At 65.6% G+C, this 19,987-nt stretch carries 15 protein-coding genes; 10 read left to right on the top strand and 5 right to left on the bottom strand.

Annotated elements, in window-relative coordinates; translation table 11 throughout:
- Nucleotides 1–73 precede the first annotated feature (73 nt).
- From lpdA to aceE, 4 genes are all read right to left on the bottom strand, one after another.
- Nucleotides 74–1,852: a dihydrolipoyl dehydrogenase gene (gene lpdA, locus ACZY0R_RS22680; protein ID WP_488861376.1), complete on the bottom strand. Its 1,779-nt coding sequence runs from the start codon at nt 1,850–1,852 to the stop codon at nt 74–76.
- A 28-nt stretch (nt 1,853–1,880) separates the two neighbouring features.
- Nucleotides 1,881–2,498, bottom strand: coding sequence for an MFS transporter (locus ACZY0R_RS22675; protein ID WP_488861374.1), 618 nt, complete (start codon nt 2,496–2,498; stop codon nt 1,881–1,883).
- A gap of 92 nt (nt 2,499–2,590) precedes the next feature.
- Nucleotides 2,591–4,258 (bottom strand): dihydrolipoyllysine-residue acetyltransferase, encoded by a 1,668-nt coding sequence (gene aceF, locus ACZY0R_RS22670; RefSeq protein ID WP_488861372.1) that lies wholly within the window; start codon nt 4,256–4,258, stop codon nt 2,591–2,593.
- Nucleotides 4,259–4,423: 165 nt separating this feature from the next.
- Nucleotides 4,424–7,111, bottom strand: a complete 2,688-nt coding sequence (gene aceE, locus ACZY0R_RS22665) for a pyruvate dehydrogenase (acetyl-transferring), homodimeric type (RefSeq protein ID WP_488861370.1) — start codon at nt 7,109–7,111, stop codon at nt 4,424–4,426.
- A gap of 431 nt (nt 7,112–7,542) precedes the next feature.
- Between aceE and ACZY0R_RS22660 the strand changes: the two genes are divergently transcribed.
- Complete coding sequence (locus ACZY0R_RS22660; RefSeq protein ID WP_488861368.1) at nt 7,543–10,131, top strand: PAS domain S-box protein; 2,589 nt, start codon at nt 7,543–7,545, stop codon at nt 10,129–10,131.
- A gap of 125 nt (nt 10,132–10,256) precedes the next feature.
- Nucleotides 10,257–10,889 (top strand): response regulator transcription factor, encoded by a 633-nt coding sequence (locus tag ACZY0R_RS22655; protein ID WP_045240083.1) that lies wholly within the window; start codon nt 10,257–10,259, stop codon nt 10,887–10,889.
- Between the two features lie 61 nt (nt 10,890–10,950).
- On the opposite strand, the gene ACZY0R_RS22650 is transcribed toward ACZY0R_RS22655, so the two are convergent.
- Nucleotides 10,951–11,646 (bottom strand): hypothetical protein, encoded by a 696-nt coding sequence (locus ACZY0R_RS22650; protein WP_488861366.1) that lies wholly within the window; start codon nt 11,644–11,646, stop codon nt 10,951–10,953.
- A 97-nt stretch (nt 11,647–11,743) separates the two neighbouring features.
- On the opposite strand from ACZY0R_RS22650, the gene folD reads away from it, so the two are divergent.
- The 8 genes from folD to ACZY0R_RS22610 all read left to right on the top strand — a co-directional run bounded on the left by folD (nt 11,744) and on the right by ACZY0R_RS22610 (nt 19,859).
- A complete protein-coding gene (gene folD, locus ACZY0R_RS22645) occupies nt 11,744–12,595 on the top strand; it encodes a bifunctional methylenetetrahydrofolate dehydrogenase/methenyltetrahydrofolate cyclohydrolase FolD (protein WP_488861364.1) in 852 nt (283 codons plus the stop codon).
- 121 nt (nt 12,596–12,716) lie between these two features.
- Nucleotides 12,717–14,831 carry a M3 family metallopeptidase gene (locus tag ACZY0R_RS22640; protein WP_488861362.1) on the top strand — a complete coding sequence of 705 codons (2,115 nt, stop codon included), beginning with the start codon at nt 12,717–12,719 and terminating at the stop codon, nt 14,829–14,831.
- Nucleotides 14,832–15,307: 476 nt separating this feature from the next.
- Nucleotides 15,308–16,021, top strand: coding sequence for a histidine utilization transcriptional repressor HutC (gene hutC, locus ACZY0R_RS22635; protein WP_082095066.1), 714 nt, complete (start codon nt 15,308–15,310; stop codon nt 16,019–16,021).
- Nucleotides 16,022–16,144: 123 nt separating this feature from the next.
- Nucleotides 16,145–16,399, top strand: a complete 255-nt coding sequence (locus ACZY0R_RS22630; protein WP_488861360.1) for a hypothetical protein — start codon at nt 16,145–16,147, stop codon at nt 16,397–16,399.
- A 5-nt stretch (nt 16,400–16,404) separates the two neighbouring features.
- Nucleotides 16,405–16,554, top strand: coding sequence for a hypothetical protein (locus ACZY0R_RS22625; protein WP_488861358.1), 150 nt, complete (start codon nt 16,405–16,407; stop codon nt 16,552–16,554).
- 169 nt (nt 16,555–16,723) lie between these two features.
- On the top strand, nt 16,724–17,521 hold the full coding sequence (gene xth, locus ACZY0R_RS22620) for an exodeoxyribonuclease III (RefSeq protein WP_488861356.1): 798 nt from the start codon (nt 16,724–16,726) through the stop codon (nt 17,519–17,521).
- Nucleotides 17,522–17,604: 83 nt separating this feature from the next.
- Nucleotides 17,605–18,054: a homoprotocatechuate degradation operon regulator HpaR gene (gene hpaR, locus ACZY0R_RS22615; protein ID WP_488861354.1), complete on the top strand. Its 450-nt coding sequence runs from the start codon at nt 17,605–17,607 to the stop codon at nt 18,052–18,054.
- Complete coding sequence (locus ACZY0R_RS22610) at nt 18,051–19,859, top strand: SulP family inorganic anion transporter (protein WP_488861352.1); 1,809 nt, start codon at nt 18,051–18,053, stop codon at nt 19,857–19,859. The genes hpaR and ACZY0R_RS22610 overlap by 4 nt, the downstream gene beginning before the upstream one ends.
- The last annotated feature ends 128 nt before the right edge of the window (nt 19,860–19,987 follow it).

Below are 19,987 nucleotides of genomic sequence, written 5' to 3'. Positions count from 1 at the left end.
ATTTTGGCGGTTAATTGCAAATCAGATAATAAAAAGGCCCGCCGTGCGGCGGGCCTCGATGCGTGGCAGTTGCTTAACGCTTGCGCGGCGGCGGCACGTCGGTGCAGACGCCTTCGTAGATCTCGGCAGCCATGCCGATGGACTCGCCCAGCGTCGGGTGCGGGTGGATCGTCTTGCCGATATCCACCGCATCGGCGCCCATTTCGACGGCCAGGCAGACTTCGCTGATCAGGTCGCCGGCATGCATGCCGACGATGCCGCCGCCAATGATGCGGTGGGTTTCCTCGTCGAAGATCAGCTTGGTAAAGCCCTCGTCGCGGCCGTTGGCAATCGCGCGGCCCGAAGCGGCCCACGGGAACACGCTCTTGCTGTACTTGATGCCTTGCGCCTTGCACTGGTCTTCCGTCACGCCGGCCCAGGCCACTTCCGGATCGGTGTAGGCCACCGACGGGATCTGCTTCACATCGAAGTACGCCTTCTCGCCGTGCGCTGCCTCGGCCGCAACGTGCGCCTCATGCACCGCCTTGTGAGCCAGCATGGGCTGGCCGACGATGTCGCCGATGGCGAAGATGTGCGGCACATTGGTGCGCATCTGCTTGTCGACGTCGATAAAGCCGCGGTCCGTCACCGCCACACCCGCCTTCTCGGCGCCGATGCGCTTGCCGTTGGGCACGCGGCCCACCGACACCAGCACCAGATCGTAGCGCTGCGGCTCGGCCGGGGCCTGCTCGCCTTCGAACTTGACGTAGATACCGTCCGGCTTCGCTTCCACGCCGACCGTCTTGGTCTTGAGCATGACCTTGTCGAAGCGCTTCTTGTTCATCTTGTCCCAGACCTTGACCAGGTCGCGGTCGGCACCCTGCATCAGGCCATCGAGCATTTCGACAACATCGATATTGGCGCCCAGCGTGCTGTACACCGTGGCCATTTCCAGCCCGATGATGCCGCCGCCGATCACCAGCATCTTGTTCGGCACCTCGGGCAGCTCAAGCGCGCCGGTGGAGTCGACGATGCGCGGGTCCTCGGGGACGAACGGCAGCTTGACCGCCTGGCTGCCGGCCGCGATGACGGCCTTCTCAAAGCGGATCACCGTCTTCTTCCCGGTGGTCTGCTTGGCGTCGCCTTCGGTTTCCTGCACCTCGAGGTGATGCGGATCCAGGAAAGTGCCAATGCCGCGCACGACCTGCACCTTGCGTGCCTTGGCCATACCGGACAGGCCGCCTGTCAGCTTGCCGACCACGGTTTCCTTGTAGTGGCGCAGGCCGTCGAGGTCGATCTTGGCTTCGCCGAACAGGATGCCGTGCGCCGCCAGCGCCTTGGCTTCGTCAATCACGGCAGCGTTGTGGAGCAGCGCCTTGGACGGGATGCAGCCGACGTTCAGGCAGACGCCGCCAAGCGTGCCGTAGCGCTCGACCAGCACGGTATTCATGCCGAGGTCGGCGCTGCGGAAGGCAGCCGAATAGCCACCGGGGCCGGCGCCGAGCACCAGCATGTCGCAAGTGATGTCCGCGCTGCCCGAATGCGAAGCCGCCACAGGTGCGGCAGCCGGAGCAGCGACCGGCGCGGGAGCGGCCGCAGGGGCCGGTGCCGGCGCGGCTACCGGTTTGGCGGCGGCTTCGCTTTCCAGCGTGCAGATCACCGCGCCCTTGGCGACCTTGTCGCCCACCTTGACACGCACTTCGACCACCTTGCCGGCCGCGGACGAAGGCACGTCCATGCTGGCCTTGTCCGACTCGAGCACGATCAGCGACTGTTCCTGCTCGACCGTATCGCCAGCCTTGACCAGCACTTCGATCACTTCCACCGCGTCGAAATCGCCGATATCCGGCACCTGGACTTCGATCACACTCATGTTTTGCTCCTCAAGAACGCGCCCCGCTTCAGATACGGGCCGCGCCATCGTTATTGATTGCGCCGTCGCCGGCCGTGTCACCGAGCCGTACCACCTGCACTTCGACCGGACCTGCCGAACTCTTGTCGAACTCCACGCCTGCATCCACGCCGATCCGCGCAATCTCCCCGGCGCTCAGGCCCGGCTGGTCGTAGACCGCGTGCATGGCGCCCAGCGCGTAGTTGCGCCCCGAGCCAATGCCCCAGAAACGGTCGAACGAAAAGACTTCGCGGTACGAATAGACACCGAATATGCCCGCCGGATTGGCGATGAGGCACACGATCTGCGAGGACTCGTAGGGATCGTCCTCGTCTTCCTTGGTGTTGATGAAATACTCGTTCTTGAGTTTTTCATGCACCTTGAGAAAAGTCCGGAAGACGTCGTCGCGCGAGCCCAGGCGGCAATCCTCGCCCAGCCCGGCCAGCAGGCTGCGCATGACCGGAAAATGGGCGGTGGTGCCCGCGAGCGCGACAAAGCTGTCCCCCACGGGAAACACCTTCTGGTTGCGCTCGTAGGCACGCGTGAGCCGGGTGTCGCCAAACGTCACCAGTGCGTCGGCGGCAATTGCCACCTCACCGGCCTTCTTGACGACAACGCAGGTAGTCATGGACTCGCTTCCTTCCTGTTTTCGGACGGCAGGTTGCAGACGTCTGGCAGAGGGCGCGCACGGCCACGAGGGCCAGGCGCACCCTGCCCGCCTTACAGCAGGATGCGGCGGAAATCGGCCAGCAGTTGCCCGAAGTAGGTATTGAAGCGGGCCGCCTCCGCACCGTCGATGACGCGGTGATCCCACGACAGCGACAGCGGCAGCGTCAGGCGCGGCACGAATTGCTTACCATCCCACACCGGCTTCTGGTACGACTTGCAAACGCCCATGATGGCCACTTCAGGCGCGTTGATGATCGGCGTGAAATACGTGCCGCCGATCCCGCCCAGCGAGGAGATCGAGAAGCAGCCGCCTTGCATCTGGTCCGGTTTCAACTTGCCGTCGCGCGCCAGCTTGGCCAGCTCGTTCATTTCCTGGCCGATCTCGATCACGCCCTTCTTGTCGGCGTTCTTGATGACCGGCACCACCAGGCCATTCGGCGTGTCAGCGGCAAAACCGATGTTGAAGTACTTCTTCAGCACCAGGCTGTCGCCGTCGAGCGAGGCGTTGAAATTGGGGAATTTCTTCAGCGCCGCCACAGCAGCCTTGATCATGAAGGCCAGCATGGTGACCTTGATGCCCTGCTTCTCGTATTCCTTGTTGAGCTGCACGCGGAAGGCTTCGAGGTCGGTGATATCGGCTTCGTCGTGATTGGTGACGTGCGGAATCATCACCCAGTTCCGATGCAGGTTCGCACCGGAGAGCTTCTTGATGCGCGACAGCGGCTTGCTTTCCACATCGCCGAAGCGGGTGAAATCCACCTTCGGCCACGGCAGCAGGTTCAGCTCGCCACCGCCACCAGCCGGCGCGGCAGCAGCTTGCGCCGGAGCCGCGGTCAGTCCAGTCATCACGCCCTTGACGTAACCCTGCACGTCGTCCTGGGTGATGCGGCCCTTGGGTCCGGTGCCCGGCACGCGCGAAACGTCCACGCCAAGTTCGCGCGCGAACTTGCGCACCGAGGGGCTGGCGTGGGCGGCGGCGCCGGTCACGCCGGCGACCGGCGCGGCGACGGGCGCGGCCACGGGGGCTGGCGCCGGCACGCTGGCGGCGGGAGCCGGTGCCGCGGCGGCGGCTGCGGCTGCGGGAGCCGGGGCGGCGGCAGGCGCGCTGGCCGGCGCGGCGGCGGCGCCTTCCAGGATCAGGATCAGCGTGCCTTCGGAGACATTGTCACCGACCTTGATCCGGACTTCCTTGACCACACCGGCGCTGGGCGACGGCACGTCCATGGTGGCCTTGTCGGATTCCAGCGTCACCAGCGCGTCTTCCGCGCTGATGGTGTCGCCCGGCTTGACGTGGACTTCGATCACCGGGACCGAGTCATAGTCGCCGATGTCCGGAACCTTGACTTCTACCGGGCCCGAGGCCGCGGCCGGCGCGGGGGCGCTTGCCGGTGCCGCGGCAGGCGCCGCGGCAGGAGCAGGCACGGCCGCAGCAGGCGCGGGCGCCGGTGCTGCAGGGGCCGCCGCGGCCGCGGCGGCGCCGGCGGGCTCCAGCATCACCAGCACGGAGCCTTCGGCGACGTTGTCGCCGACCTTGATCCTGACTTCCTTGACCACGCCACCCTGGGGCGAGGGCACGTCCATCGTCGCCTTGTCCGATTCCAGCGTCACCAGCGCATCTTCCGCGTTGATGGTGTCGCCCGGTTTCACGTGCACTTCAATGACGGGAACGGCGTCGTAATCGCCGATATCCGGCACCTTGATTTCAATCGCTTGACTCATTCAGTGTCTCCTGGGCAGGCCGGCGCACGCGACAAACACGAGCGTGTGAGGTTACCCTCACTGCCTGCATCTGTCACGCCGCCGCGCCGCAAGGCGCCGGGCATTTGCCCGGCACCCGCGGCGCGGCGCTACCGTTTCTGCGGGGGGTTCGTGCAGCCGGTCTGCTTAGACCGACATCGGGTTCGGCTTGTTGGGGTCGAGGTTGTACTTCTTGATGGCTTCTGCCACCTTGTCGCGACCGATCGCACCTTCGTCGGCCAGCGCTTTCAGTGCGGCCAACGTCACCCAGTGACGATCGACCTCAAAGAAATGACGCAGCTTTTCGCGGGTGTCCGAGCGGCCGAAACCGTCGGTGCCGAGCACCACGAAGCGGCGCGGCACGAAAGGACGGATCTGGTCGGCGAAGGCGCGCACGTAGTCGGTCGAGGCGATCACCGGACCGCGCACGGACTTGAGGCTCTTGGTCACGTGCGATTCGCGTTGCGTCTCGGTCGGGTGCAGCAGGTTCCAGCGCTCCACGTCGTGGCCTTCGCGGGCCAGTTCGGTAAAGCTCGGGCAGCCCCACAGGTCGGATTCGACGCCCCAGTCCTTCTTGAGCAGGTCGGCGGCGGCAATCACCTCGCGGAAGATCGTGCCCGAACCCAGCAGCTGCACGCGCGGCGCGTTGCTGTTTTCCACGCCCTTCCTGAACTGGTACATGCCCTTGACGATGTCGCCCTCTACGCCAGCCGGCATTTCCGGATGCTCGTAGTTCTCGTTCATCACCGTCAGGTAGTAGTACACGTCTTCCTGCTCGGCATACATGCGGCGCAGGCCGTCCTGCATGACCACAGCCAGCTCGTACTGGAAGGTCGGGTCATACGAAATGCAGTTCGGGATCGCGGCATGGAACACGTGCGAGTGGCCGTCCTCGTGCTGCAGGCCTTCGCCGTTCAGCGTGGTGCGGCCCGAGGTGCCGCCCAGCAGGAAGCCGCGCGAGCGCATGTCGGCAGCCGCCCAGCACAGGTCGCCGATACGCTGGATGCCGAACATCGAGTAGTAGATGTAGAACGGGATCATCTGGATGCCGTGCGTCGAGTACGACGTGGCGGCGGCGATCCAGTCGCACATGGCGCCGGCTTCGTTGATGCCTTCCTGCAGCACCTGGCCAGTCTGCGATTCCTTGTAGAACATCAGCTGGTCATGGTCTTCCGGCACGTACTTCTGGCCTTGCTGGTTCCAGATGCCGATCTGGCGGAACAGGCCTTCCATGCCGAAGGTGCGCGACTCGTCGGGCACGATGGGCACCACGTGCTTGCCGATCTGCTTGTCCTTGAGCAGCGTGTTCAGGATCCGCACGAAGGCCATGGTGGTGGACACTTCGCGGCCTTCGCTGGTGGCCTTGAGCAGCGCGTCGAACGCGGACAGCTCGGGCACCTTCAGGGCTTCGGCCTTCTGGCGGCGGGCCGGCAGGTAGCCGCCCAGCTCCATGCGGCGGCTGCGCATGTATTCCAGTTCCTTCGAGCCTTCCTCGAAGGTGACGTACGGCACTTCTTCGATCTTGTCGTCGGCGACAGGGATATTGAACTGGTCGCGGAAGCGGCGGATCGCGTCCACCGGCATCTTCTTCTGCTGGTGGCTGATATTCATGGCCTGGCCGGCGTCGCCCATGCCATAGCCCTTGATGGTCTTGGCCAGGATCAGCGTGGGCTGGCCCTTGTGCTCGTTGGCGGCGCTATAGGCGGCGAAGATCTTGTGCGGATCGTGGCCGCCGCGGTTCAGGCGCCAGATGTCCTCGTCGGACCAGTCGGCCACCATCGCCTTGAGTTCGGGCGAGTTGAAGAAATGCTCGCGCACATAGGCGCCGTCCTTGGCCTTGAAGGTCTGGTACTCGCCGTCCACGCAATCCATCATGCGCTTCATCAGCAGGCCCTTCTTGTCGCGTGCCAGCAACTGGTCCCAGCGGCTGCCCCACACGACCTTGATCACGTTCCAGCCGGCGCCGCGGAACTCGGATTCCAGTTCCTGGATGATCTTGCCATTGCCGCGCACCGGGCCGTCCAGGCGCTGCAGGTTGCAGTTGATCACGAACACCAGGTTGTCGAGCTTCTCGCGGCCGGCCATGCCGATGGCGCCGAGGGATTCCGGCTCGTCGGTCTCGCCGTCGCCGAGGAATGCCCATACCTTGCGGCCTTCGGTCTGTACCAGGCCGCGGCTGTGCAGGTACTTCATGAAACGGGCCTGGTAGATGGCCATGATCGGGCCCAGGCCCATCGACACTGTCGGGAATTGCCAGAAGTCAGGCATCAGCCACGGGTGCGGGTAGGACGAGATGCCCTTGCCGTCCACTTCCTGGCGGAAGCTGTCGAGTTGCTCGGTGCTCAGGCGGCCGAGCAGGAAGGCGCGCGAATACACGCCGGGGGCCGAATGGCCCTGCACGAACACCAGGTCGCCACCGTGTTTCTCGGACGGGGCATGCCAGAAGTGGTTGTAGCCAACGTCGTACAGCGTGGCCGCGGAAGCGAACGAGGAGATATGGCCGCCAACGTTGGTGTGCTTGTTGGCGCGCAGCACCATCGCCATGGCGTTCCAGCGGGTGTACGAGCGGATGCGGTGCTCGATGTCCTGGTCGCCGGGAATGCGGGCCTGCTGCTCCACCGGGATGGTGTTGATGTACTGCGTTTCAGCGTGGAACGGCTGATTGACGCCGTTCACGCGTGCGTATTCGATCTGCTTCTCGATCAGGAAGGCGGCCCTGTCGGTGCCTTCGGCGGCGATCACGCCCTGAAGCGCATCGAGCCACTCGTGGGTTTCCTGGGGATCGGCGTCGTTGGCGCTGCTGGCGCCGAGGATCTGCTCTGGTACAGCTGACATGACTGTCTCCTGGTGAATTCCTGCCTCGGCGCTCCCCCTGATTCATGTCGTGAGAGCCCCGGCCTGAAGGTGTGACTACGGTACGGCGCGCGGGCCACGAATGTTTCGCATCCCCATCGCTAACGCTTCGCCCGGGCTTGCCAGATACAGCTGGCAGGACCGGACACAGCACTACCGTCCGCACTTTTCGGTCGGACCGATTCTATGGAAGCACATTGGGCAAAACAAGCCTAATTTTCAAATTACGATATGGTTTCTCATAATGCGGAATATTGCCGCAGCGCACCACAACACCGCGCCAGCCCTTGCCGGGAAACACCGGTCGCCCCGCGCGTCCTCGGCAGGAATGCCGCACTGCCGCATTGGCGCTTACCCCAAGCGACGCGGGCCCGCAATCCCGCTACACTGATCGGTCAGTCGTCAATCCCGCCATGCCGTCCTTCAAAGATTTCTTTTCCCACCTCCGCGCCGCCATTGTCCCTCCCTCCGCTTCCGGCACCGCCAAGGCGAGCGGCGGCGACCCTGCGCTAGCCGCGCCGCCCAGCCCGCTGACGCACCTCGATACGCTCGGCCATGCGGACGAGCCCGCGGCCGTCAACGGGCCGCCGCGCGGCTTGTGGTGGCTGCGCTGGCGCAACCTGGTGGCAACCAGCTGGTTCATGTTCATCCCGCTGGTGGCGATCGTGCTGTTCACGGTGGCGATGGGGGTGATCCTGTGGTCGCTGCATGAAACCGAGCGCCAGCAACAACGCGACGCGCTTTATCGCGACGCGGCCTGGGCCCAGCAGCGCGTGCGCCTGTCGCTGCTGAGCAACCAGGACCAGCTTGCCTCGCTGGCGCGCGACATCGCCGCCGCCCAGCTTGACCAGGGCGCCTATCGGACCGCCGCGCAGGAAATCCTGCGCGAGAACCCCGAGATCGTGTTCGTCAACTGGCTCGACGCTACCCGGCGTGGGCGCTGGTCCTTGCCGTCCACCTCGGAATTCGCCGGCCGCCTGCGCGAAACCCAGGACCAGCCGCTGGAACCCGAAGTCCTCGATACCTTCGACGCCGCGCGCGAAACCCAGCGCGTGGTGTACTCGCGCCCACTGGTCAACGACCGTGGCGACAGCTTCATGCTGATGGAAGTGCCGATCGTGCGCGACAACGAGTTCCTCGGCACGCTGGGCGCGCTGTACTCCGTCAATGGCATCCTGACCCACCTCCTGCCGCCGGAGCTGACCGAGCGCTACCGCTTCTCGCTGATCGACAAGAACAACCAGATCCGCGCCAGCACTTCGCTGCGGCCGGTGCCCGGCAATGCGCTGTCATACGAGGTACTGCTCGACCCGCCAGGCCATTCGCTGTCATTGCGCGCGGACGCCTACCCACCCGCCTCCAACCTGCCCAACAACATGTTGCTGTGGCTGGTGGTCGGGCTGTCGTGCTTCCTCCTGTGGAGCCTGTGGAGCATGTGGCGGCATACCAGCCGCCGCTCCGAGGCACAGCGCGCCCTGCTGGCCGAGACCTCGTTCCGGCGCGCGATGGAAAACTCCATGCTGATCGGGTTGCGCGCGCTCGACCTGAATGGCCGCATCACCTACGTCAATCCCGCCTTCTGCCGCATGACCGGCTGGCAGGACGCCGACCTGGTCGGCCGTGTGCCGCCCTTCCCCTACTGGCCGCCCAACGACCAGCAGGAAATGCAGAGGCAGATCGACCTGACGCTGCAGGGCAAATCGCCTGCCGGCGGCTACGAAATGCGCGTGATGCGGCGTGACGGCAGCAGCTTCTTCGCCCGCATGTATGTGTCGCCGCTGGTGGACGGCCGTGGCAGGCATACCGGCTGGATGAGCTCGATGACGGATATCACCGAGCCCAAGCGCGCCCGCGAAGAGCTGGCCGCGGCGCATGACCGCTTCACCACGGTGCTGGAAAGCCTGGATGCCGCGGTGTCCGTGCTGGCCACCGACAAGCCCGAACTGCTGTTCGCCAATCGCTACTACCGGCAGTTGTTCGGCTGGGAAGCCGAGGGCCACCTCAAGCTGGCCGGCGGCGAGATCGACAAGGAACAGGTCTCCAGCGATGCAACCGACTTCGTCGACGCCTACGCCGGCCTGCCGGCCTCGGAGCTGATGCCCTACTCTTCGGACGCGCGTGAAGTATTCGTGCCCGACATGCAGAAATGGTTCGAAGTGCGCCGCCGCTATATCCAGTGGGTGGACGGCCACCTGGCGCAGATGCAGATCGCCACCGACATCACCGTGCGCAAGGCCGCCGAGGAAATGGCGCGCCAGCATGAGGAACGGCTCCAGTTCACCAGCCGCCTCACCACCATGGGCGAGATGGCTTCGTCGCTGGCGCACGAGCTGAACCAGCCGCTGGCGGCGATCAACAACTATTGCATGGGCGCGGTGGCCCGGCTGCGCTCCGGGCGCAGCACCGCCGAAGACCTGATCCCGATCCTGGAGAAGACTTCGGCGCAGGCGGTGCGCGCCGGCACCATCATCAGCCGCATCCGGGGCTTTGTGAAGCGCAGCCAGCCGCAGCGGCGCGAAGCCGCCCTGCATGACATCGTGGCTGACGCGGTCGGCCTGGCCGACCTGGAAGCCACCCGCCGCCGCGTCACCATCCTGACCCGGCTGCCGGCTCCGCCTTTGCTTCTGTTCGTCGATCCGGTACTGATCGAGCAAGTGCTGGTCAACCTGCTCAAGAACGCCGTCGAGGCCATGGCCGGCCTGCCGGCCATGCGCGCCACCGGCGTGGTCCGCCTGCACGCGCGCGTGGAGCCGGGCGAGTTCGGTCAGGTCATGCGCATCGACGTGATCGACCAGGGCCCCGGCGTGGACGAGGCCACCAAGGAACGGCTGTTCGAGCCGTTCTTCAGCACCAAGTCCGACGGCATGGGGATGGGGCTGAATATCTGCCGCTCCATCATCGAGTCGCACCAGGGACGGCTGTGGGTGGAGAATAATCCCGACGGCATCGGCTGCACATTCAAGATCATGCTGCCCCTGCTGCCGGCGCATATCGACCAGTAAATCGCTGGCCGCGCCGCCAGGCGCCTGCCAGGTTCCCTGCCACGCGCCCCAGGGCGGCCCCTGTTGCTTGCCGCCCGGCCCGGTTACACTTGGCGGCAAATGACTTTGTTGTCCCAGGAGACTTCATGACCGTAACGCCAAACCCCACCTCCCACCGCGGCGAGACCGTCTTCATCGTCGACGACGATGAAGCCATGCGCGACTCGCTGACCTGGCTGCTGGAGGGCAATGGCTACCAGGTTCGCAGCTTTACCAGCGCCGAACAGTTCCTCTCCGCCTACGACGCGGGCCAGGTTTCCTGCCTGATCCTCGACGTGCGGATGCCGGGCATGAGCGGGCCCGAGCTGCAGGAACGCATGATCGCGGAGAACATCAATATCCCGATCGTCTTCATCACCGGCCACGGCGACGTGCCGATGGCGGTCTCCACCATGAAAAAGGGCGCGATCGACTTTATCGAGAAGCCGTTCGACGAGTCCGAACTGCGCTCGCTGGTGGAGCGCATGCTGCAAAAGGCCCGCACCGACCACTCCGCCGCCCGCGAGCAGCGCGCCGCCAAGGACCTGCTGGGCAAGCTCACCACGCGCGAACAGCAGGTGCTGGAGCGCATCGTGGCAGGCCGGCTGAACAAGCAGATCGCCGACGACCTGGGCATTTCCATCAAGACCGTGGAAGCGCATCGCGCCAACATCATGGAAAAGCTCAACGTCAACACCGTGGCCGACCTGCTGCGCCTGGCCCTGTCCAAGAGCAGCTGAGCCCGCGCCAGAAAGAAGAACGGCAGTCCGGCCTCGCCTGGCCGGCGGACGGGCTGCCCGCTCAGCGCCTGAGATATTCCTCGTCGCGGAAGGTCACGACCCATTGCGGCTTGTAGACCACGAACACCGCCACCAGCATGCCCGTGAGAAACGCCTCGCCAAACGCCAGGATCAGCACCGCGGTCAGCGTATCGGGCAGCGACAGCACCCCATCGCCCACGCTGTAGCTACGCCAGATTGCCCTCCCCGCACCGGCGCCCAGCGCGGCCAGGCCGGCGGCAAAGTAGCCGTGGCCAAGGATGAAGACAAAGGGATGGCGCGGCAACAGCCGGCGCATGGCGCCCTGCAGCGCAGCCGACAGCAAGGCCGGCAACAACCCCATCCAGACATAACGCGGCCAGAGCGCGGCCCAGTCCAGCTGAGCCCAGCCGTGCCCGGCCAGGTACCCGAGGCCGAGCAAAGACACCAGGTCGACCACGAACAGCGACAGCAGGGCCAGCGGCAGCCCGAACAGCGTCACCATCAGGGTGGCGCCAAACAGCTGGATCACCATGCCGCCCGGAAGCGTCGCCCTCAATGTCCACAGCAGCGCCAGCAATACCAGCGCGCCCAGCCAACCATTCTGCAGGGCGTCGCGGCGCAGCAGTTGCCAGGGGCGCCGGCTCAGCGCCCAGGCCAGTCCGGCCAGGCTGAATGTCAGCAGCACGGCATGTTCGGCTGGCGTGCCAGGCGTAACGAGGGGAGTCAGGGCAGGCATGCGGACATGCTACCAGCGCCCCAAGCTACTTCGCCCCGGGTTGCGTCAACCTTTATAATTCCGCTTTGACCACCTCCCGCCCTTCCGCGCCCATCCCATGCCCGCCCAATTGATCGACGGCAACGCCCTTGCCAAGCAACTCCGTACCGAAGCCGCCCGACGCGCCGCCAGCCTCACCGAACGCGGCCACCGGCCCGGCCTGGCCGTGGTCCTGGTGGGCGAAGACCCGGCCAGCCAGGTTTATGTGCGCAACAAGGTGAAAGCCTGCGACGACAATGGCTTTCACTCCTCGCTCGACCGCTATCCGGCCGACCTGTCCGAGGCCGATCTGCTGGAGCGCATCGACACCCTGAACCGCGACCCGCATATCCACGGCATCCTGGTGCAGTTGCCGCTGCCCAAGCATATCGACAGCCACAAAGTGCTGGAAGCGATCGCCCCGGAAAAAGACGTGGACGGCTTCCACGTGGCCAATGCCGGCGCCCTGATGACCGGCGCCCCGCTGTTCCGCCCCTGCACGCCTTATGGCTGCATGAAGATGCTGGAATCGGTGCAATTCCCGCTGCGCGGCGCCCGTGCGGTGGTGGTTGGCGCGTCCAATATCGTCGGCAAGCCGATGGCGATGCTGTTGCTGCAGGCCGGCGCCACCGTCACCATTTGCAATAGCAAGACGCGCGACCTGGCTGCGCATACCCGGGATGCCGACGTAATCGTGGCCGCCGTGGGCAAGCGCAACATCATCACCGCCGATATGGTCAAGCCGGGCGCAGCCGTGATCGACGTGGGCATGAACCGCGACGACAACGGCAAGCTGTGCGGCGATGTCGACTTCAACGGCGTCAAGGAAGTGGCCGGCTATATCACACCGGTACCGGGCGGTGTGGGTCCGATGACCATCACGATGCTGCTCATCAATACGCTGGAAGCCGCCGAGCGCGCGGCCGGCTGAAGACCGCCCGCCGTGCGGGCGCGCGCGTCATGCGCGCCCGCACGGCAGCGCACTGGAAATCCTGCCGCCCCGCCCCAATGTGCGGGGTATTGCCCTTACTGGCCCCGCCAAGAGAGACGCCATGGACCAAGCCGCTAACCAAGCCAACGAAGCCAACACCGCAACCGGTGCCAATCCGCTGCTGGATTTCACCGGCCTGCCGCGTTTCGCCGAGATACGCCCCGAGCACATCGGGCCGGCGCTCGACGTGCTGCTGGCTACCGCGCAGGCCGCGGTCGACCGCGCCGAGGATCCCGCCACCCCTGCCACCTGGGCCAATGCCGTGGAAGCGCTGGAAGCCGCCACCGAGCCGCTCGGACGCGCCTGGGGCGTGGTCGGCCACCTGAGCGCCGTGGCGGATACGCCGCCGTTGCGCCAGGCGCACGCCGACAACCTGCCGCGCATGACCGAATTCTGGTCCTCGCTCGGCCAGAGCCTGGCGCTTTACGACAAGTACAAGGCGATCGCCGCCAGCCCGGAATTCGCCACCATGAGCGCGGCCCGCCGCCAGTTGATGGAAAACGAACTGCGCGGCTTCCGCCTGGGCGGCGCCGAACTTCCCGAAGACAAGAAGCCCCGCTTCGCCGCGATCCAGGAACAGCAGGCCCAGCTGTCCAAGGCTTTCTCCGATCATGTGCTCGATGCCACCAACGCCTACGCAATGCTGATCGAGGACGAAAGCCGGCTCGGCGGCGTGCCTGAAGACGCGCTCGAGGCCGCCCGCGCCGCCGCCGAGAAGGACGGCAAGCCGGGCTGGAAATTCACCCTGCACTTCCCGTCCTATTTCCCGGTGCTGCAATATGCGGACGACCGCTCGCTGCGCCAGACCATGTACGAAGCCAGCGTCACCCGCGCCTCGGAGCTGGCCGGGCAGTACGGCCAGGGCAAGGCCGAATGGGACAACACCGCCAATATGCGCGAACAACTGGCGCTGCGCCGAGAGGAAGCCCAGTTGCTCGGCTACGCCTCCTTCGGCGAGGTGTCGCTGGTGCCCAAGATGGCGGAATCGCCGGCGGAAGTGCTGCGCTTCCTGGACGAACTGGCCGCCAAGGCGCGCCCGTACGCCGAGAAGGACTGGGCCGAACTCAAGGCCTTTGCCGCCGCCGAACTCGGGCTGACCGAACTGGCGCCGTGGGACGTGGCCTACGCCTCGGAAAAGCTGCGCGAACAGCGCTACGCGTTCTCCGAGCAGGAAGTGAAGCAATATTTCCCGGAACCCCAGGTGCTCAAGGGCTTGTTCGGCGTGGTGGAGAAGCTGTTCTCCGTGCGCATCGAGCCCGACCAGGCCCAGACCTGGCACGACGATGCGCGCTTCTTCCGCGTGGTATCGCCTGAAGGCGAACTGCTGGCGCAGTTCTACATCGACCTGTACGCCCGCGAAGGCAAGCGCGGCGGCGCGTGGATGGACGACGCCCGTGGCCGCAAGCAGCTCGATGGCGGCCGCGTGCAGACTCCGGTGGCCTACCTGACCTGCAACTTCACGGCCCCCGTGGGCGGCAAGCCCGCGCTGTTCACCCACGACGAAGTGATCACGCTGTTCCATGAGTTCGGCCACGGCCTGCACCATATGCTCACCCAGGTGGGCGAACTGGGCGTGTCCGGCATCAACGGCGTGGAATGGGATGCGGTGGAACTGCCCTCGCAGTTCATGGAGAACTTCTGCTGGGAATACGAGGTGCTGGCCGACATGACCGCGCACGTCGACAGCGGCGAGCCGCTGCCGCGCGACCTGTTCGAGCGCATGCTGGCCGCCAAGAATTTCCAGAACGGCATGATGACGCTGCGCCAGATCGTGTTCTCGTCGTTCGACATGCACCTGCACACCGGCTTCGACCCCGCGGGCGAGAAATCCGTGCTGGCGCTGTCCAGGGAGATCAACGATCACGCCCACGTGGTGCCGCAGCACCCGCTTTCGCGCTGGCCGAATACTTTCAGCCATATCTTCGCCGGCGGCTATGCGGCGGGCTACTACAGCTACAAGTGGGCCGAAGTGCTGTCCGCCGACGTGTACGCCGCGTTCGAAGAAGCCGCAAAGCTCTCCGGCACCGTGCTGGACGCCGAGACCGGCGCGCGCTACCGCCGCGAGATCCTGTCAGTGGGCGGCAGCCGCCCGGCCATGGAATCCTTCACCGCATTCCGCGGCCGCGCTCCGCAGATCGACGCCTTGCTGCGGCACGGCGGCATGGCGGTGGCATAAGGCAGGGTAAGGGAAAGCAAGGAAGCGTAACGGAGAAAGCGGCTCATATCGAGCCGCTTTTTTCATGGCGGCCGGCACGGGCAATACACGCTACCGAAGCCAACGCGCAGCATCCGCTCGCTGCAATCGCGGCCGAATAATTGCCGTAGGTATCGAAGAGCCAGCCCGCGAGGCTACCGCCGGCCATCGCGGCAACCCCGACCGCGATATACAGCGCCCCGAGGATGGACCCGAGATTGGCCGTGCCGAACCAGGTCGCGGCGAGCGCGGGATACAGGGAGATGCAGCCCTTCTTATCCTTCTTATTTCACCCGGGAGTCACTTCCCGGTTGCTTATTCTTGTATATACAAGAAAGGACAATAAATCAACGAGTCGGGACTACCTTGATCCGGGCCGGGCCTTGCCGCCCTGCTACCCGGGAGTCTTCGAAAAATGGAAATTGGCTAGACAAGCCCGGTCAAGTAATATGCGTGCCATGACCTACCTGCCACCCGCCGCCGCCTACGCGCACATCAAGAATTACCTCAAGGAAGGACTCAGTGCCGGGCGCTGGCCGCCGGGCACGCTGATGCCGTCGGAGTCCGAACTGGTCACGCAGTTCCGCGTCAGCCGCATGACGGCCAACCGGGCGGTGCGCGAACTGCAGGCCGAAGGGCTGGTGGAGCGCGTACAGGGCGTGGGCACGTTCGCCACCCAGCCCTACCGCGCGTCGTCTACCCTGACCATCCGCGACTTGCACGACGAGATCACCGAACGCGGCCACCGTCATCGCTCGGACGTGCATATGGCGCGCGCCGAAGTGGTCAACGAGGCCCTGGCTCAGCGCATGGGACTGCCCGTCGGCAGCCCGGTCTTCCACACCCTGATCGTCCATAGCGAGAACGGCGTGCCGCTGCTGTGCGAGGACCGCTACGTCAACCCCGCCCGCGCACCCGACTACCTGGACGTGGACTTCACCAAGACCACGCCCACCAATTACCTGCTGACCGTGGCACCGCTATGGGAGGCCCAGTACTCGATCGAGGCGCAACTGCCCACCGAGCAGGAGGCCGAGTTGCTGGGCATCAAGCCGGCCGAGCCTTGCCTGATCGTGGTCCGGCGCACCGAAAGCCAGGGCTCGCCGATTACGCTGGCGCGCCTGGTGCATCCGGGCTCGCGCTATGCCATCGAGGGCTCCTTCAAGCCTTGAGGCCGCGCCGGCTTACGTCCGGCCAGCAACGTGCGAATCAACTGCCTCGCGCGCCGGAATCGCGCAGGTGGTCGATGAACCCGCGGACCTTGGCGCCGACGCGGCGCGTGTACGTTTCTATTGATGGGGGTGGGAGGCGGCATCTGCTCCAGCGTCGCACAAACCCTGGCGCCGCTGGACACCCACACGCTGATCGAGCAATGGCTGTCCAACGCCGAATGCCCCGACCCGGTACTCGACAAGCTGCTTCAACGATTCGAGCCAGGCTTCAGCATGATCTCGCCGAACGGAACACGGCTGGAAGAACGCGGCTTCCCTCGCTCTTCACACGCCTGCGTTGCGCCAGGGCCGGACTGCGGATCGATATCGATGAGTTGACGCTCGTGTACGAGGATGCTGACTCGGCCACGGTCACCTACCGCGAAACGCAGACCTGGAACGAGGGCGCGTCCAAACGGCGCGCCACGGCGCTGTTCGTGCTTGCAGGCGACGCCCGCGTTGCCTGGCGCCATTTGCATGAAACGTGGGTCTGAATCAGGGCGGCGTCCACGCAGCGCAGCGACCAGGCGATGCGGCCGGCGGCCAGATCCGGACCGGGAGCGTGATCCACGAGGTGTTCGTTGGTGAAAGGCCGGGCGGGGCCAAAGGGTTCCAGCCCTGTAAAATGCGTTTTAGATCTTTAGATCAATAGGACAAACAAAGATGAGAATCGCCACCTGGAACGTCAACTCGCTCAAGGTCCGGCTACCGCAAGTGCTGGGCTGGCTGATCGAGCAGGAAAAAGCCGACACGCCGATCGACGCCCTGTGCCTGCAGGAACTGAAGATGCCGGACGACAAGTACCCGCTGGCCGAACTGGAGAGCGCGGGCTTCCACAGCGTGTTCACCGGCCAGAAGACTTACAACGGCGTGGCGATCCTGGCGCGCAACGCTAGCATGGCGGCGCCCACCGACGTGGTGCGCAATATCCCCGGCTACGACGACGCCCAGCAGCGCGTGGTGGCGGCCACCTACGGCGACGTGCGCCTGGTGTGCGCGTATTTCCCCAACGGCCAGGCGCCGGACTCCGACAAGTTCACCTACAAGCTGGGCTGGCTGCAGGCGATGACGGCGTGGCTGCAAGAGGAGATGGCGAAGTACCCGAAGCTCGCGCTGCTGGGCGACTTCAATATCGCGCCCGAAGACCGCGACGTGCACGATCCCAAGAAGTGGGAAGGCCAGAACCTGGTATCGCCCCCGGAGCGCGACGCCTTCAAGGCGCTGGAGGCGCTCGGCCTGACCGATGCCTTCCGCATGTTCGAGCAGCCCGAGAAGAGCTTCTCCTGGTGGGACTACCGCATGTTCGCCTTCCGCCGCAATGCCGGCCTGCGCATCGACCACATCCTGCTGTCGCCGGCCTTGCGCGATGTTTGCAGCGCCTGCGTGATCGATCGCGTGCCGCGCACCTGGGAGCAGCCGTCGGACCACACGCCGGTGGTTGCGACGCTCGCCCTGGGTTAAAGCGGTATGCGCAAGCCAGCGTTCGGGATATCCGGGAAGCCACCGTCTCGCTTCCGGGCCGCCGCACAGCTACACTTGCGGGCATGAAACCGGCCACCTTCCGCCACCGCAACCTTCCCCACCTGCTGCTGCAAGCCCGCGAAACGCTGATGGCGGGCTTCAGGCCCATCCTGCGCCAGCACGGCATGACCGAGCAGCAATGGCGCGTGGTGCGCACCCTCAGCGAGCAGGGCGAAATGGAGCCGAACCAGGTCGCCGATGCCTGCCTCATCCTGAGCCCGAGCCTGACCCGCATGCTGTCGAGCATGGAGGAAGCGGGCCTGATCCTTCGCTCCCGCTCCACCACGGACCAGCGCCGCCAGCTGATCTCGCTGACCGACAAGTGCCGCGCCGTGATCGCCGAGATGGAGCCGCTGATCGACCGGCGCTATGAGGAGCTCGAGCAGATGATCGGCGCCGAGCGGCTCGGCAAGGTCTATGGCGCGCTCGACGAACTGCTGGAAACCTTCACCGAGCGAGACCCGCGCGCATGACCGTGCCTGCAGCGCAAGGCGGAACAGGCGGCGTGCTTGGGCGCCTGCTGCCGGCATGGCGGCACCGCGTAAGCCCGGCCTCCTTGCGCGCCGACCTGATCGCGGGCCTGCTCGGCGCCGTGCTGGTGCTGCCGCAGGGGGTAGCCTTCGCCACCCTCGCCGGCCTGCCTCCACAGTACGGCATCTATGCGGCCGTCATCCCCTGCATCGTGGCGGCCTTGTTCGGGTCGAGCTGGCACGTGATGTCCGGGCCGACCAACGCCAACTCGCTGGCGCTGTTCGCCATGCTGAGTCCAGTGGCCTTTGCCGGCAGTCCGGAGTACATCAATCTCGCGCTTGCCGTCACCGTCATGGTCGGCTTGCTGCAGCTTGCCGTGGGCACCCTGCGCCTCGGTTCGCTCGCCAACTTTATCTCGCCCTCGGTGCTGCTTGGCTTCACCTGCGGCGCGGCGACGCTGATCGGGCTCTATGCGCTCAAGGACCTGTTCGGGCTGGCCGTGCCCACGGGCACGAGCGCCTTCGGCGTAGTGCGCTTCCTGCTCGACAACGCCGACACCATCAACTGGAGCGCGTTCACCGTGGCCGCGGTCACGCTGGCGGTCACGCTCGCCGTCAAGCGCGTCTCGCGCCGGCTGCCCTTCATGCTGATCGGCCTGCTGGCGGGCTACGGCATCGCCCAGCTGCTCAATGCGCCGGGCTGGAGCGAAGGCGCGCGCCACGTCAACGTGGTTGGCCCGATACCGTCGGCCATTCCGCCCTTGCACGTGCCCGACATCTCCTGGCAGGCCATCCCCGACCTGCTGGGCATCGCCGCCGCGCTCACCATCGTGGCGCTCGGCCAGTCGATATCGATCGCCAAGGCGGTTGCCCTGCGCTCAGGCCAGCACATCGACGCCAACCGCGAGTTCATCGGCCAGGGCTTGTCCAATATCGCGGGTGGCTTCTTCTCCGCCTATATCTCCTGCGGCTCGCTGAACCGCTCGATGCCCAACTATGAAGCGGGCGCGCAGACGCCGCTGGCCAGCATTTTCTCGGCCGTGCTGCTGGTCGTGCTGGTCACCGCAAGCGCACCGCTGCTGGCCAGGATTCCGCTCGCGGCAATCGCCGCGATGCTGATCCTGGTGGCCTGGGGCCTGTTCGATTTCTCCCGGCTGCGCCGCATCGCCAGCCTGAGCCGGACCGAATTCGCCATCGCCATCAGCACCTTTGCCGCCACGCTGGCCATCCGTCTGGAAATGGCGGTTTTGCTCGGCACCATCTTGTCGCTGGTTGCCTATCTCTATCGCACGTCGCGGCCGGCTGTGCGCAGCCTGGTGCCCGACGCGGACGATCCCGACCGCCGCTTTACGCCGCTGGACGAGTTGCACCGCCCGCAGCCGGAATGTCCTCAACTCAAGCTGCTGCGCATGGAAGGCGCAATCTACTTCGGCGCTGTCCAGTACGTCACCGACCGGCTGCACGAAGCACGCAGCGCCCATCCTGGACAGATCCATCTGCTGGCCATGACCAAGAGCATGAACTTCATCGACCTGGCCGGCGCCGAAATGTGGGAAAGCGAGCTGGCCGAACGGCGTGCCACCGGCGGCGACCTGTATTTCCACCGTCCGCGCACGCAGGTTCTGCAGACTTGGGATCAGACCGGCTTTGCGCTAAAGCTGGGCGACGGGCATATCTTCTCCACCAAGCGGCAGGCGCTGCACACCATCATTGCCCGCCTGGATCCCGCCGGGTGCGCGCAATGCCAGGCGCGAATCTTCGAGGAATGCGCAAGCCGCCCGGGCGGAGCGCTCCATGGCGCGGCGTAGGAAAAAGTACGACTAGATCTGGAACGTGACCTGAACCCGGCAAGGCATGAACGCGGGAACGGAAAAGAGAAACGCCGGCGTGGAACCGGCGCCACGCGGCGAGAAGCCGCAACAACATGAAACGTTAG

Source organism: Cupriavidus sp. F041, from assembly GCF_057814235.1.
This window is presented reverse-complemented; position numbering and strand designations above follow the sequence as displayed.

Coding starts and splice junctions, on each gene's coding strand:
- lpdA (WP_488861376.1), bottom strand. CDS start 1,852: ATGAGTGTGATCGAAGTCCAGGTGCCGGATATCGGCGATTTCGACGCG.
- ACZY0R_RS22675 (WP_488861374.1), bottom strand. CDS start 2,498: ATGACTACCTGCGTTGTCGTCAAGAAGGCCGGTGAGGTGGCAATTGCC.
- aceF (WP_488861372.1), bottom strand. CDS start 4,258: ATGAGTCAAGCGATTGAAATCAAGGTGCCGGATATCGGCGATTACGAC.
- aceE (WP_488861370.1), bottom strand. CDS start 7,111: ATGTCAGCTGTACCAGAGCAGATCCTCGGCGCCAGCAGCGCCAACGAC.
- ACZY0R_RS22660 (WP_488861368.1), top strand. CDS start 7,543: ATGCCGTCCTTCAAAGATTTCTTTTCCCACCTCCGCGCCGCCATTGTC.
- ACZY0R_RS22655 (WP_045240083.1), top strand. CDS start 10,257: ATGACCGTAACGCCAAACCCCACCTCCCACCGCGGCGAGACCGTCTTC.
- ACZY0R_RS22650 (WP_488861366.1), bottom strand. CDS start 11,646: ATGCCTGCCCTGACTCCCCTCGTTACGCCTGGCACGCCAGCCGAACAT.
- folD (WP_488861364.1), top strand. CDS start 11,744: ATGCCCGCCCAATTGATCGACGGCAACGCCCTTGCCAAGCAACTCCGT.
- ACZY0R_RS22640 (WP_488861362.1), top strand. CDS start 12,717: ATGGACCAAGCCGCTAACCAAGCCAACGAAGCCAACACCGCAACCGGT.
- hutC (WP_082095066.1), top strand. CDS start 15,308: ATGACCTACCTGCCACCCGCCGCCGCCTACGCGCACATCAAGAATTAC.
- ACZY0R_RS22630 (WP_488861360.1), top strand. CDS start 16,145: ATGGGGGTGGGAGGCGGCATCTGCTCCAGCGTCGCACAAACCCTGGCG.
- xth (WP_488861356.1), top strand. CDS start 16,724: ATGAGAATCGCCACCTGGAACGTCAACTCGCTCAAGGTCCGGCTACCG.
- hpaR (WP_488861354.1), top strand. CDS start 17,605: ATGAAACCGGCCACCTTCCGCCACCGCAACCTTCCCCACCTGCTGCTG.
- ACZY0R_RS22610 (WP_488861352.1), top strand. CDS start 18,051: ATGACCGTGCCTGCAGCGCAAGGCGGAACAGGCGGCGTGCTTGGGCGC.